Source organism: Bacillus sp. FG16 (assembly GCF_057809515.1).
The window spans coordinates 84,666-97,971 of the sequence record NZ_JBMDKC010000003.1; the positions used below are offsets into that span (position 1 = coordinate 84,666).

Sequence of the window (13,306 nt, forward strand, 5' to 3'; positions counted from 1 at the left end):
TCTCAAAAACGACACAGAATAAGTGATTTCAATCACTACATAGATTTTAATTTATCGCTATTCTTAATTTAGTTATTACATTCAAACTTTATGGAGGCGTTCATATGAAACATGCATTTACTGAAACTTCTATTGTCGGTGAGATCGTTACACAATTCCCGAAAGCTAGTGATCTTTTTAAATCATATAGAATAGACTTTTGTTGTGGTGGCAATAAACCACTTATTGATGCAATTCATGAAAGAAATTTATCAGCAACAGAAGTACTTACAGAGTTAAATACGCTTTATAATAATACGAAACGATTAAACGAATCTGAAATTGATTGGAAAAATGCTTCTTATCGTGAATTGATTGATTATGTTATAAATAAGCATCATCGCTATTTAAATGAAGAATTACCACAGTTAAGTCCGTATGTGACAAAAGTATTACGCGTCCACGGAGCAAGTCAGCCTCACTTAGCTCAAATTCATAAGCTATTTCACGAATTAAAGATGGAATTAGAACAACATTTAATTAAAGAAGAAACAGAAGATTTTCCATTAATTTTAGAATTTGAACAAAATCCAATTGAAGAAAACTATGTGAAATTACGTAAAGTAGTAGATGAGTTGGAAAATGAACATAACCACGCAGGCAACATTATTAAAGAGCTTCGTAAAGTTACAAATGACTTTACTCCTCCAGAAGGAGCTTGCGGCACTTATCGACTTGTTTACCAACGCCTTGAAGCACTAGAGTCTGATTTATTTGAACATATTCATTTAGAAAATAACATTTTATTTCCACGTGCAATTACGAGAGTATAAATCAAGTGCAGGACATGAGTATACATACTTATGTCCTGTTTTTTCATTTGGTAAAGAATATACACATCCCTCTCGAATAAATCCGAATTTTAACAATTTGTGAATCATTATAAAAATGTGATAAATATCACATCTCCCCTTTTTTTGATTTTCTATAATAGAAATATAATCCTTTGTTCAACATTTCACAGAAAAAGGGGAAACGAAAATGAAAAAACGTTTAATTATGATCGGAAATGGTATGGCTGGCATACGCTGTATGGAAGAAATATTAAAACATAGTAGTGATTCATATGAGATTACTATTTTTGGAGATGAACCGCATCCAAACTACAATCGCATTATGCTCTCTCACGTTTTACAAGGCAAAACAAATATGCAAGATATCATTATGAATGAATATAGTTGGTACGAAGAGAATGAGATAACTTTATATACAAACGAAAGAGTTCAAAGTATTGACCGAGAAGAAAAAGTCATTGTCACAGAAAAAAATCGTACTCTTACATATGACAAACTTATTATCGCAACAGGTTCTAGTGCTTTTATTTTACCTGTTGAAGGTTCTACTCTTCCTGGTGTAACAGGATTTCGAACAATTGAAGATACACAATTTATGATAGACACCGCTAAAGAAAAGAAAAAGGCCGTTGTTATTGGTGGTGGGTTACTTGGTTTAGAAGCCGCAAGAGGTCTTATTGACTTAGGGATGGACGTACATGTTGTTCATTTAATGCCAAACTTAATGGAGCAGCAACTAGATACGAAAGCAGCTTCTCTATTACGCGAAGATTTAGAAGCGCAAGGCATGAAGTTTTTAACGGAAAAGAAAACTGTAAAGATTCTTGGTACAGACCATGTTGAGGGCATTCAATTTGAAGATGGTGAAGTTGTAGATTGTGATTTAATCGTAATGGCTGTCGGAATACGCCCAAATACGCAAATAGCAAAAGATGCTGGTTTAATTGTAAATCGCGGTATTGTAGTCAATGACTATATGCTAACAAATAATGAGTCCATTTATGCAGTTGGAGAATGTGCGGAACATGACGGTATCGCATATGGACTTGTTGCTCCTCTTTATGAACAAGGTGCGATATTAGCAAAACATATAACGAATTTACAAACTGATGGATATTCGGGTAGTATCGTCGGTACGCAATTAAAAGTTGCTGGTTGTGATTTATTCTCTGCTGGTCAAATTTATGAAGATGATCAAACGAAAGCAATATCCATCTTTGATGAATGTAAACGTTCCTATAAAAAAGTATTAATTCGTGATAATAAAGTCGTCGGTATCGTTTTATATGGTGACACGGCTGACGGTACACGCCTCTTTAGCATGTTAAAGAAAGAAGAAGATATACAAGAATATACAGCCGCTTCTCTTCTTCACAAAGCTGGTGAAGAAAGTGAACTTGACGTTGCTACTATGAGTGCTGATGACACGATTTGCGGATGTAATGGTGTTACGAAAGGTACAATCGTTCACGCCATTTTAGAACAAGAGTTAACGACTTTTGAAGAAGTTAAAGGCTGTACGAAAGCCGCAGGGTCTTGTGGCAAATGTCGTCCGCTTGTGGAACAAGTTTTATCTCATACACTTGGAGATGCTTTTGATGCCTCAGCGCAATCTGCCGGTATGTGTGGATGTACACCTTTATCCCGTGATGAAGTCGTAGCGGCCATTCACGAGAAAGGCTTAAAATCTCCAAAAGAAGTACGAAATGTTCTTGGTTTTGCACATGAAGACGGCTGTTCGAAATGCCGCCCTGCTTTAAACTACTATTTACGTATGGCGATTCCAGAAGAATATGAAGATGATAAATCGTCCCGTTTCGTTAATGAAAGAATGAATGGTAACATCCAGCACGATGGTACATTCTCTGTTATTCCACGTATGTACGGAGGCGTTACAACAGCAGATGATTTAATGAAAATTGCTGAAGTTGCGAAGAAGTATGATGTTCCACTTGTGAAAATTACCGGTGCAAGCCGAATTGGCTTATACGGTGTCAAGAAACAAGATTTACCTAACGTATGGGCTGACTTAAATATGACTTCTGGATATGCGTATTCAAAATCTCTTCGTAATGTAAAATCATGTGTTGGCTCTCGTTTTTGCCGTTTCGGTACGAAAGATTCATTAAGACTTGGTATGTTGCTTGAACAATCATTAGAAATGGTAGATACACCTCATAAAATGAAAATGGGTGTAACCGGTTGTCCGCGTAACTGTGCGGAAGTACTGACGAAAGATTTTGGCGTTGTTTGTGTCGAAAATGGATATCAACTTTATATTGGCGGAAATGGTGGTACAGAAGTACGTGAAGCTGATTTTGTAATGATTGTCCCTACTGAAGATGATGTCCTTCGCATCGCTACAGCTTACATGCAATATTATCGTGAAACTGGTATTTACGGAGAGCGAACTGCCTACTGGACAGAACGTTTAGGCTTCGATCGCATAAAAGAAATACTGCAAGATGCAAATATGGTCACTAAGTTAAATGAACGTTTCCAAAAAGCTCGTGGCACATATAAAGAAGCATGGGGACAAGCACTAGAAACGAAATCATTAAAAGCGATGTATGAAGTAGAAACTGTGAAATAAGGAGCTGTGACCTATATGATACAAACGAAAGAAAAAATAAAAGTTATGCGTGCAGAAGACCTTCCTATTCAAATCGGTAAAGAGGTGCAAATGAAAGGTATGTCTTTCGCCCTATTCCGCCTTTCAAATGGCGATATTCGAGCTGTAGAAAATCGTTGTCCTCATAAAAACGGGCCATTAGCGGAAGGTATTGTATCTGGAGAATTCGTCTTTTGTCCACTACATGATTGGAAAATTTCACTACTAACAGGTGAAGTTCAAAAACCTGATGACGGTTGTATTCAAACGTATGAAGTAGAAGTTATTGACGGGGATATTTATATATACATGTAATTTACAAAAGGAAGCCTTCTCTGGCTTCCTTTTAAATAAAAATAGACGAGGTGCGAATATGAACGGATATGTATATTTAGTTGGTGCAGGACCAGGTGATGAAGGGCTTATTACAAAAAAAGCGATAGAGTGCTTAAATCGTGCAGATATCGTCTTATATGACCGCTTATTAAACCCTTCCTTTCTTAATTATACAAAAGAAACATGTGAACTTATTTATTGCGGAAAAATGCCAAAGAATCATACTATGCGGCAAGAAATGATTAACGCACACCTCCTTCAATTTGCGAAAGAAGGAAAAATCGTAGTCCGCTTAAAAGGCGGAGATCCATCTATTTTTGGCCGTGTTGGTGAAGAAGCAGAAACTTTAGCAGCAGCAAATATTCCATATGAAATTATACCAGGTATTACATCTAGCATCGCCGCTAGTAGCTACGCAGGTATTCCCCTCACCCACCGTGACTACAGTAATAGTGTCACTTTATTAACCGGACATGCAAAAGGTCCTTTAACCGATCATGGAAAATATAATTCATCTCACAATAGCGACACGATTGCCTACTACATGGGTATAAAAAACTTACCTACAATTTGTGAAAACTTACTACAAGCAGGAAAAAAAGAAGATACGCCAGTAGCAGTCATTGAATGGGGTACAACTGGTAAACAGCGCGTTGTCACAGGAACACTGTCTACCATTGTTTCTATTGTCAAAAACGAAAATATTTCTAATCCTTCTATGACAATTGTTGGTGATGTCGTTTCCTTACGTAATCAAATCGCTTGGAAAGAACGCAAGGCATTGCACGGCAAGAAAGTTTTATTTGCATCTGCAACAAATAAAAAAAGCGCAATAAAGCAAATGTTACAAGAGTCCGGTGCAGAAATATATCAAATTCCAACTTTCAAAAAGAAAGAATATACATTAACCTCTGAACAAATCAATAAGATTTTCAGCGTTGATCGTCTTGTATTTTGTTCCGCTGACAGTGTAGACATCTTAATGCAATCATGCAGTAAATATCATAAAGATATTCGTTCCTTACAGGCAGAACTTCAGTATATGAACCTTTCTATTCAAGAAAAGCTCATGCAATATGGATTGTTAAGTAAACCTGCGCAATTTTCTTCGAATTCAACGATTTATTTAGGACGAAACATTAACCGAATTGCTGTTATTCAAGAAAAAATTGGTGCTGGTTCCTATATGATGACTCATGAGTACACAATTGATCATCGCTTCGATGAAATTCATTCACGTATGCTTTCTGAATTCTCATGGGATAGCATTGTATATGAAGGTCGTGCTTCTATTGATACGTTTCTAGCAGAAATAAAACGCCTTGGCTTTATCAATATTCTTACTCTCCCATTCTCGTATACCGACGTTCCAACTTTACACTATGCAAATAAAGTTGGGTTTCATAACGTAGATCATCAATTACAAGAAACTCTTGTGGAGAAAGACATGGTGAGACAATGAAAGGAATTGTATATGTTGGACATGGGAGCCGGCTACAAGAAGGTAATGAACAATTCATTCAATTTATTCAATCTGTTATGAAAGAGCGAAACGAAAGAATTCAAAAAATAGCTTTTCTAGAACTAACGACACCTACTATTTCGGATGCAGTTACAGAAACGATACTAGAGGGAGTAACTGAAATAATGATTGTACCTGTTTTATTATTTGCAGCAGCTCACTATAAATGTGATATTCCTTTTGAAATAGAGCAACTACAAAAGAAATATCCACAAATAACATTTTCAGTTGTACCTCCTTTTAGTACACATCCACATATGGTGGAACTTGTAGTGAAAAGAATACGTGAAGCTATGCCAATGCAAAATAGTAGTATTTTACTCGTAGGACGAGGCAGCAGTGATCCACAACCGATACATGAATTACAACAAATCGGAGCAGCCATCGAGCGAAAACTCGGTATGCCAGTATCCTGTTCTTTTTTAACGAAAGGAACTCCCTCTTTTACTGCTGAGCTCAAGGCTATAACATCGACGGCGTCCCACGTATATGTCATGCCGTACCTTCTCTTTACCGGATTATTACTTCAAAAAATTAAATTACATGCAAAAAAATATGATCACGTTACGACTTGTAACTGTCTTCAGTTTGATACATACATGAAGTTAACATTATTAGAACGAATGGAGGAATGCATATATGTATAACATGTACCCTCTTATGTTTAATCTACAAAATAAAGTGGTCGTTATCATTGGTGGAGGTAAAATTGCATATCGAAAAGCGTCTGGATTAAAGGATACAGGCGCTTTTGTCACTGTTATCAGCCCAGAAATTTGCGAGGAAATGAAGGAGCTTCCTTATATTACTTGGAAGAAAAAAACTTTTTCTAATGATGATATTAAAGATGCCCACCTTATTTATGCAGCTACAAATCAACATACTGTAAATATGATGGTCAAACAGGCCGCCCATGATTTTCAATGGGTTAACGTTGTAAGTGATGGTACAGAATCATCATTTCACACGCCTGGTGTCATTCGAAATGATGAATATGTTGTCACTATTTCAACTTCAGGTAGGGATCCATCGTTTACGAAGCGTATGAAAAAGGAATTAACATCTATACTTCCTAAACTTATAAAAAAGCTTTCTCGTACTCACAAATTGTAATCTATCACTCAGCTAAAATAGTAATTAACTTTGAACAAACGTATTTAGAGGCGTTTGTTCTTTTTGCTTTAGTTTCGTTTTTTAGGCTCAGACAAGCAATTGGACAAGAATCTGTGAAGAAAAATAACGGCAACAATTACGGACATAAAAAACAGTTGCTTGAGAGCAACTGCTTCAATACAGGTTTTATATTGGATATTCATTCAACCAAATTAGCGCTTGTTCATAATCATCAAAAAATCTCACAGATTCTTTCGTATTAGATTGCTGTAAATAATTCAGTATCTCTCCTTCTTCAAGAAGAAATGCAATTGCCTTACTATGATTCAAAATGATTTCATTGAAGAACTTCTCTTTCCATACTTTTTGAACAGAAAAATGATTTGGCGTGTATCCTTTTCTATCCACCAACAATTTGTATTTCCGTCCTTCGGAAATGAATTGCTGACAAACCTGCTCGAAACCATTAAACCATTCATACACATCCTCTGTTTTAATCTGGCCAATTAGATGGGTAACAATCAAATCTCCCGAAACCGTTGTGCTAATATTCTGTTCACTCAAATTAAAATCATCTCCCTTAATTACAATTGTGAGGAAAAACCGCATAAAATCAATAAAGATAAAATTCTTACTTGACACTTTCACCCATTGCTATCCTCCTAAGCTCATGTAACTTTACATGACAAGCGAGATTGTGTCTTTTTTCGCAAGTATATATGTAAATACTTTAAAGATTTGCATACGAAATAACCCCTAATGAGTTTCCTTTTTTTGAATTAAGCCGCTTGATTATCAGACATTGTACAATTGTAAACGACACCCAATATATCAAAAACCGTTTTCTTATCATATCGATGGGATTTCCGTCCATCATTTACCGCCTCAAATCTATTCGTTTTTGCACGTATATTCAAAACAAAATATATGACAAATAAATAACGACAGTTACTGTAATAATGCTGAAAAGTGTTGAAAATAAAACGATTTGCGCATGTAATTCAGGTTCTATTTGATACTCCATAGCAATGGTTGATGTATTTCTTGAAGTAGGAAAAGAACTTGCAATAAATAACGATTGTGCAACAATACCATCGATGTTTAGTAGGTATATCATGACAAGTGCTAATAATGGTCCCATCAGTAACCTTCCAATTAAAGCCCATGTTATGACTCGATGGAAAAAATTAAGTTTAATGTTGGATAATTGTGCCCCTAGCAATATGAGTGCTATTGCAACAAAACCATTTGCAAGCTGATTAAGAGGAATAAAGATAGAATTAGGAATTTGAATTGTAAAAGATTGAAAGAAAAGCCCTAATATGAGCGCATGAAATACAGGCAGTCTTAGAAATGATTGAATAATACTTCCGATTGTTTTTGTTGCTGATAGTAAGTTATATATCCCATACGAATAAGTTAAAAGATTCTGGAAAATAACAATAAAAATTTGAATGGAAACCCCCACTGGATTGTGACTGAAAATCAATTGACTTACTGGTAACCCATAATTACCGGAATTCATTAACGAAATGCTATTTTTTAGAGCTGCACTTTCTCCTTTTTCTAACTTTAATATTTTTGAAATGAAATGACTTACTATGATCAGACTCAGACTATAAAGCATTAAATAGTATATTATCTGGAGCAACAAACCTGTTTCTATACGAATATCATATATATTCACAAATACAGCCGCTGGCATCAAGCAATAAGTAATAAGTGTAGATAGCTGCTTTAAGTTAAATTGGAACTTTCTTTGTAAGATTGCACCAATTAGCATCAATATTAATATCGGTAATATTACGTCTAATATAATAAATACAAACATTTAAAACCTCATTCTAAATATATTTTAGTTGGATTAAATGCTTTACTAAATATGGACACATTTAATTCATCGGAAAACACCCTTAGTTCTCAATAATTAGAAAACTGAAATCAATAATATGAAAATGCTCATCAAAAATTCTTATTTCATTTCCCTCCCCTCTCTTTTCTTTAACATATCAAATATAACTCATAAAGAAAATTATGGATTATTTATACAAATTCATAACTTTATCTTATCGAACTAAACTGTATTCTTTAGTTTAAGAGTACTTTTTTCACAATATCCGTTAGCCTTACCAAAAAATTTGGCCCTAAAAAAATCTGATACTGCAGTTACTATGCGAAGAATACTTACATCAATTCCATACTTGTCGCTTAAACCACCTCACACACCTGATACTTGTTTATCTTGAGTGGACTTATATTTTTTTTCATCTAAACATCCCGATTCAATTAAATATTTGCATTCTAAAAATGAGTTCGATCTTTAGAATAGATTTAAGATTTCCTTCACTAATCTACCCTTTAATTGAATAACTTTTGACTTCTATATTTTAAAATAAAATTCCATAAACCTTCTGTTTTTCATTTTAAAAGCACATTCTTTTAGAAAACGAGCGTTTGTTGAGATAGCAATAAAAACATGTTGAAGCCTATTACAAAAAGAACCATCCCAAAATACTTTGGGACAGTTCTTTTTCCTTATTAATGATTCTTTAACATCACTAACAGTTTCTCTTGGCTATACATCCATACTGTAATGATTAAACAAGCAAGTGCGACTTCTGATAACGCCATAAATCCAATTGCATAATGACCTGTTAATTGGAATAGTAATGTTAAAATTAGCGGTGGGAAGAATCCTCCTAGTCCACCTAAAGCTGATACGAGTCCATTTACAATACCCGCTTGTTCAGAGAAGTACATTGGAACGAGTTTGAAGATTGTACCATTTCCGATTCCTGCACAAAATGCGACTAGTAGGCAACCAAATGTATACACGTTCATACTTGGCATAAATGATAAAATAATACCTGAAAGTGTTAAACCGATAAATACGAAGATTAATATTTTAAATGGATTAAACTTATCACCGAGCCAACCACCAATTGGGCGCATAATTGTTGCGAGTACGATGAATCCAGCTGTCCGCATACCTGCATCTACTTTCTCTAATCCGAAGTGAGATACTAAAAAGTTTGGTAAGTATACGGTAAATGCGACAAATGATCCGAATGTTAAAAAGTAAAAGATACATAAAAACCAAAGTTTTTCATTTTTATATACACCTTTTATTTGTTCCATTAATGGTGTATTCACCTTTTTCTCTTTACGATCGCCTAATAAAAAGTTCATAAGTGCAAATGCTGCAAGTAAAACTAAATAACACTGTACTGTCGCTCTCCAGCCAACTGAAGTTGCGATAACAGGCGCTAAAAATGAAGTAATTGCTGTTCCGGCATTACCTACACCGTAAATACCATTTACAAAACCGTGACTCTCTTTCGGAAAGTATTTTGGTAAAGAAGTTACCCCTACAGAGAATACAGCACCACCGATTCCGACAAATAATCCACCAATAATTAAATCCATCATAGAATTGGCAACACTAATATAAAAGACAGGAAATAATAATAAAATAAAACTAATAAAGAATAATTTTCTTGCTCCGAAACGATTTGTCCAATAACCAATTGGAATGCGAAGAACAGAACCTAAAATAACCGGTACTGCTGTTACTATAGAAATTTGTCCCGCAGTTAATGGAATATCCGCTTTAATATAAGGCATTAATGATGATAAAATGACCCATACCATAAAACCGATAACTAGATTAGAAGTTTGTAAACTTAATTGAAAATTAGGACTTTTCATCCTGTTCCCTCCTATGTATGCATAGTTATATTCATTCTCTCCAGCCTAATCACGTCCTAACATGATTAGGCTGAAAAGAATCAACCACCACTTACTGGCGGAATCATGGCTACGACATCGCCAACTTGAATGATGTCATCCTCATTTGCATACTCTTCATTTATAGCGACCATTATCTCACTTGAAATTGCTACGTTGTATTTCTTATTGAGGACTTCCTTGAGTTCCGCAACCGTAATATTTTCACAATCTATGTGTAATGCTGGCTTACTTACTTCTTCTTGCAAATGTGCAAATAATAGTACTTCAATCATATTCTCATCTCCTTTCCAGGCTCGCCATTACTATATGCTGTTTTCTCTAACTGATCGCCTATCCACGACTCTCCATCTTCCCAAAACTCTTTCTTCCAAATCGGCACCATTTGCTTTATACGCTCCATAATATATTCGTTCGCCTCATATGCAGCTTTCCGGTGTGGTGTAGAAACAGCGACGACAACAGCAAGATCCGAAATTTGTAACGTACCAATGCGATGTGTAATTGCCACATATGTCCCAGGCCACTTCTCCTCGACCTCGGTACCAATCTTCTCAAGTTGTTTTTCCGCCATTGTTTTATAAGCAACATACTCTAAATATAACGTGCGACGTCCTTTCGTAAATTCTCTGACAGTACCAATAAAAGTAGTAACCGCACCACACTCGCGCCGAATTACTTTGCTAGTAACACTTTCAATTGAAATAGGTGTATCAATTACTTCATAATACGTTTGTGTCATCTTGCACCTCTTATCTTTGTATAAATTAGCAACCTATTTTCCTATTATTTGTATGATTGAAGTGGTTCTTTCCATGGCCACTCACTTCCGACGTTTAATTCTAATAACAGTACCGAAACAGTTATTCCTGCTTCAAATCCTCTCGTTCCCCCTGGCAAAACGATAAATGCATTCGCTTCTGCAAGTGAAGAAATTGCGCTAGATTTATCTAAACCAACTGGTGTAACCTGCAATTGGCCATCTACAATTTCCACTCTCCCTCTTACAAAACGAGTAAACGGATTTGCTTTTGGAAAGTCTTTCTGTAAAATTGCTTCTACACGATATAAGTGGGGATTTTTCTTATGCAAGTATGTTTCAATGACTGGTCGAACATATAATTCACAACCGACATAACAAGCAGATGGATTACCAGATAGACCAAATAATAGTTTTCCTTCTAGCTCAGCTACAGTTGTCACACTTCCTGGTCGCATCGCTATTTTGTTGAAAAGTACATTTGCTTGTAATTCCTCATAAATAGCCGGTAAATAATCATAGTCTCCTACTGAAACGCCACCAGTTGTAATTAATATATCAACTTCTTTTATCGCTTTTTTTACAATGTTATAACACGTCTCAAAATCGTCAGCGAATTGCCCATAATACTGTACAATTCCGCCTGCTCGTTCAATTTGAGCAGCTACCATATAAGAGTTACTATTTCGAATCTTTCCTGGCTTTAATTGTTCATGTACTTCGAGCAGTTCACTTCCTGTCGTTACAATTCCAATGACTGGCTGTTTTACAACATATACCGTACTATAACCAAACGTAGCAAGAAGCGCTGCTACTCCTGGATTAATAACAGTCCCTTTTTTCACAAGGATGCTATTTTGTTTTACATCTTCTCCTTTAAAAGAAATGTTATCACCAGCAGCGAAAGAGCGTTTTAATGCCATATAAGTCTTTTCGTTTTCTGCAAATGCTTCCGTTAGCTCTAACATAACAACCGCATTACACCCTGCTGGAATTGCGGCTCCTGTCATAATACGGACAGCTTGAAATGCTTTCACTTCTTCTGTAAAAACAAAACCTGCTCCAATTTCACCAATTACTTCAAACATAATCGGGTTACTGCTACTGGCTTCTTTCGTATCTTCTGCTCGAATCGCAAACCCGTCGTACGGAGAGCGATCAAAATGCGGGACATCATGATCTGCAATAACATCTTCTCCAAGCGTTCTACCGTAGCTTTCTATAAGAGAAACCTTTTCTATTTCACCTTGGTAAGCATATTCCATTACTCGTGCAACTGCTTCTGCCACTGAGATTGGTGTACGTTTTTCTAACATTCTTTTTTCACCTCGTTTTTGGAACGTGAAACTTACTTTCTAGTCAGCCTATATATTTTGCGTATAATCGTTTTGCTATTTTCACATCATTTGTTCCATGAATAAATGCCCTACCGTCTGTAAATAAAACGAAACGATATTCATCAATTAGAAATGATAGTAAGTAAGGCGTTTTTTGGACATGTACACTTTTTTGTAATCGTTTTTGAACTTCCTCTAAATGAAGAACACGTTTTATCCCTGGACGGATTTGAACCGTATTCCGTCCACATAGCACTTCCGTTTTCATCTGTGCTTCAAATGTTAAACTTGGATACGTGCGTGTATTTCCACAAGATGGACATGTATTTTTCTTCTGTCTATTTACTTTTAATGAGAGATGCTGATTGTTCCAAATATCAAATGATAACATTGTCCCTCTTAGCGCCTCGAAATCATCCACCAATATTTTCATAGCCTCTGTTACTTGATGTGTAACGACCATTTGTACAGCTGGTTGAATAATTCCTGCTGTATCGCATGTTGCACCGCCCATAGGATGATCCATTAAGCAGCGAAAACATGGTGTTTTCCCTGGAAGAATTGTATACGTTACACCGTAACTTCCAATACATCCACCGTATATCCAAGGTATATTTTCTTTTTGTGAAATATCATTTATAAGTAGGCGCGTATCAAAATTGTCAGTCGCATCTATTATGAGATCCACTTCTTTTGTTAACTCTTTTATTTCTTGCAGTGTGACATCCGTTACAACTGGTACAATTTCCACTTCAGAATTAATCTTTCTTAAATGCTCTGCCGCTGCAATTGCTTTCGGTTTGCACTGCTGTGCATCTTCTTCTGTATATAACTGTTGCCGTTGTAAATTACTACATTCGACGTAGTCACGGTCAGCAATTGTCAATTTCCCAATTCCCATTCTAACAAGAGCTTCTGCATTTGCAGCTCCTAGTGCACCCGCACCGATTAGGAGCACATGCTTTTCTCTTATTTTTCTTTGTCCCATTTCACCAATTCTAGAAAACAATACTTGTCTTGCATAACGCTCTTGCATAAGAACTCCGC

General features: G+C 35.8%; 13 protein-coding genes and 1 pseudogene. 6 read left to right on the forward strand and 8 right to left on the reverse strand.

What is annotated here, in order from left to right; translation table 11 throughout:
* Positions 1-104: 104 nt before the first annotated feature.
* The 6 genes from ric to ACODS7_RS02430 all read left to right on the forward strand — a co-directional run bounded on the left by ric (position 105) and on the right by ACODS7_RS02430 (position 6,415).
* On the forward strand, positions 105-812 hold the full coding sequence (gene ric, locus ACODS7_RS02405; protein ID WP_016081870.1) for an iron-sulfur cluster repair di-iron protein: 708 nt from the start codon (positions 105-107) through the stop codon (positions 810-812).
* A gap of 208 nt (positions 813-1,020) precedes the next feature.
* Positions 1,021-3,426, forward strand: a complete 2,406-nt coding sequence (nirB, locus tag ACODS7_RS02410; protein ID WP_088114866.1) for an NADPH-nitrite reductase large subunit — start codon at positions 1,021-1,023, stop codon at positions 3,424-3,426.
* A 15-nt stretch (positions 3,427-3,441) separates the two neighbouring features.
* Positions 3,442-3,759, forward strand: a complete 318-nt coding sequence (gene nirD, locus ACODS7_RS02415; protein WP_000616683.1) for a nitrite reductase small subunit NirD — start codon at positions 3,442-3,444, stop codon at positions 3,757-3,759.
* A 58-nt stretch (positions 3,760-3,817) separates the two neighbouring features.
* Entirely contained in the window at positions 3,818-5,242 is a 1,425-nt protein-coding gene (locus ACODS7_RS02420; protein ID WP_029442180.1) for a uroporphyrin-III C-methyltransferase, read from the forward strand.
* The gene (locus tag ACODS7_RS02425; protein WP_029442179.1) at positions 5,239-5,949 is read left to right on the forward strand and encodes a sirohydrochlorin chelatase; all 711 of its coding nucleotides are present in this window, start codon (positions 5,239-5,241) and stop codon (positions 5,947-5,949) included. The genes ACODS7_RS02420 and ACODS7_RS02425 overlap by 4 nt, the downstream gene beginning before the upstream one ends.
* Entirely contained in the window at positions 5,942-6,415 is a 474-nt protein-coding gene (locus ACODS7_RS02430) for a precorrin-2 dehydrogenase (protein ID WP_029442178.1), read from the forward strand. The genes ACODS7_RS02425 and ACODS7_RS02430 overlap by 8 nt, the downstream gene beginning before the upstream one ends.
* Before the next feature lie 186 nt (positions 6,416-6,601).
* Here the strand turns inward: ACODS7_RS02430 and ACODS7_RS02435 are convergent, their stop codons facing one another.
* From ACODS7_RS02435 to ACODS7_RS02470, 8 genes and pseudogenes are all read right to left on the reverse strand, one after another.
* On the reverse strand, positions 6,602-7,024 hold the full coding sequence (locus ACODS7_RS02435) for an STAS/SEC14 domain-containing protein (protein ID WP_235182074.1): 423 nt from the start codon (positions 7,022-7,024) through the stop codon (positions 6,602-6,604).
* Positions 7,025-7,328: 304 nt separating this feature from the next.
* Positions 7,329-8,246, reverse strand: coding sequence for an AEC family transporter (locus ACODS7_RS02440; protein ID WP_098139136.1), 918 nt, complete (start codon positions 8,244-8,246; stop codon positions 7,329-7,331).
* Between the two features lie 303 nt (positions 8,247-8,549).
* Positions 8,550-8,702, reverse strand: a pseudogene (locus tag ACODS7_RS02445) (PspC domain-containing protein); the annotation flags it as partial.
* A gap of 251 nt (positions 8,703-8,953) precedes the next feature.
* Positions 8,954-10,123 (reverse strand): nitrate transporter NarK, encoded by a 1,170-nt coding sequence (gene narK, locus ACODS7_RS02450; protein WP_000841859.1) that lies wholly within the window; start codon positions 10,121-10,123, stop codon positions 8,954-8,956.
* Between the two features lie 80 nt (positions 10,124-10,203).
* Complete coding sequence (gene moaD, locus ACODS7_RS02455; protein ID WP_016081877.1) at positions 10,204-10,437, reverse strand: molybdopterin converting factor subunit 1; 234 nt, start codon at positions 10,435-10,437, stop codon at positions 10,204-10,206.
* Complete coding sequence (locus ACODS7_RS02460) at positions 10,434-10,904, reverse strand: molybdenum cofactor biosynthesis protein MoaE (protein WP_029442175.1); 471 nt, start codon at positions 10,902-10,904, stop codon at positions 10,434-10,436. The genes moaD and ACODS7_RS02460 overlap by 4 nt, the downstream gene beginning before the upstream one ends.
* A 44-nt stretch (positions 10,905-10,948) precedes the next feature.
* Complete coding sequence (locus ACODS7_RS02465; protein ID WP_043938456.1) at positions 10,949-12,238, reverse strand: molybdopterin molybdotransferase MoeA; 1,290 nt, start codon at positions 12,236-12,238, stop codon at positions 10,949-10,951.
* A 43-nt stretch (positions 12,239-12,281) separates the two neighbouring features.
* Complete coding sequence (locus ACODS7_RS02470; RefSeq protein WP_098629197.1) at positions 12,282-13,295, reverse strand: molybdopterin-synthase adenylyltransferase MoeB; 1,014 nt, start codon at positions 13,293-13,295, stop codon at positions 12,282-12,284.
* Positions 13,296-13,306 lie beyond the last annotated feature (11 nt).

Excerpts from the sequence above, each read along its gene's own strand:
- ric (WP_016081870.1), top strand. The coding sequence starts at position 105 with ATGAAACATGCATTTACTGAAACTTCTATTGTCGGTGAGATCGTTACA.
- nirB (WP_088114866.1), top strand. The coding sequence starts at position 1,021 with ATGAAAAAACGTTTAATTATGATCGGAAATGGTATGGCTGGCATACGC.
- nirD (WP_000616683.1), top strand. The coding sequence starts at position 3,442 with ATGATACAAACGAAAGAAAAAATAAAAGTTATGCGTGCAGAAGACCTT.
- ACODS7_RS02420 (WP_029442180.1), top strand. The coding sequence starts at position 3,818 with ATGAACGGATATGTATATTTAGTTGGTGCAGGACCAGGTGATGAAGGG.
- ACODS7_RS02425 (WP_029442179.1), top strand. The coding sequence starts at position 5,239 with ATGAAAGGAATTGTATATGTTGGACATGGGAGCCGGCTACAAGAAGGT.
- ACODS7_RS02430 (WP_029442178.1), top strand. The coding sequence starts at position 5,942 with ATGTATAACATGTACCCTCTTATGTTTAATCTACAAAATAAAGTGGTC.
- ACODS7_RS02435 (WP_235182074.1), bottom strand. The coding sequence starts at position 7,024 with ATGCGGTTTTTCCTCACAATTGTAATTAAGGGAGATGATTTTAATTTG.
- ACODS7_RS02440 (WP_098139136.1), bottom strand. The coding sequence starts at position 8,246 with ATGTTTGTATTTATTATATTAGACGTAATATTACCGATATTAATATTG.
- narK (WP_000841859.1), bottom strand. The coding sequence starts at position 10,123 with ATGAAAAGTCCTAATTTTCAATTAAGTTTACAAACTTCTAATCTAGTT.
- moaD (WP_016081877.1), bottom strand. The coding sequence starts at position 10,437 with ATGATTGAAGTACTATTATTTGCACATTTGCAAGAAGAAGTAAGTAAG.
- ACODS7_RS02460 (WP_029442175.1), bottom strand. The coding sequence starts at position 10,904 with ATGACACAAACGTATTATGAAGTAATTGATACACCTATTTCAATTGAA.
- ACODS7_RS02465 (WP_043938456.1), bottom strand. The coding sequence starts at position 12,238 with ATGTTAGAAAAACGTACACCAATCTCAGTGGCAGAAGCAGTTGCACGA.
- ACODS7_RS02470 (WP_098629197.1), bottom strand. The coding sequence starts at position 13,295 with ATGCAAGAGCGTTATGCAAGACAAGTATTGTTTTCTAGAATTGGTGAA.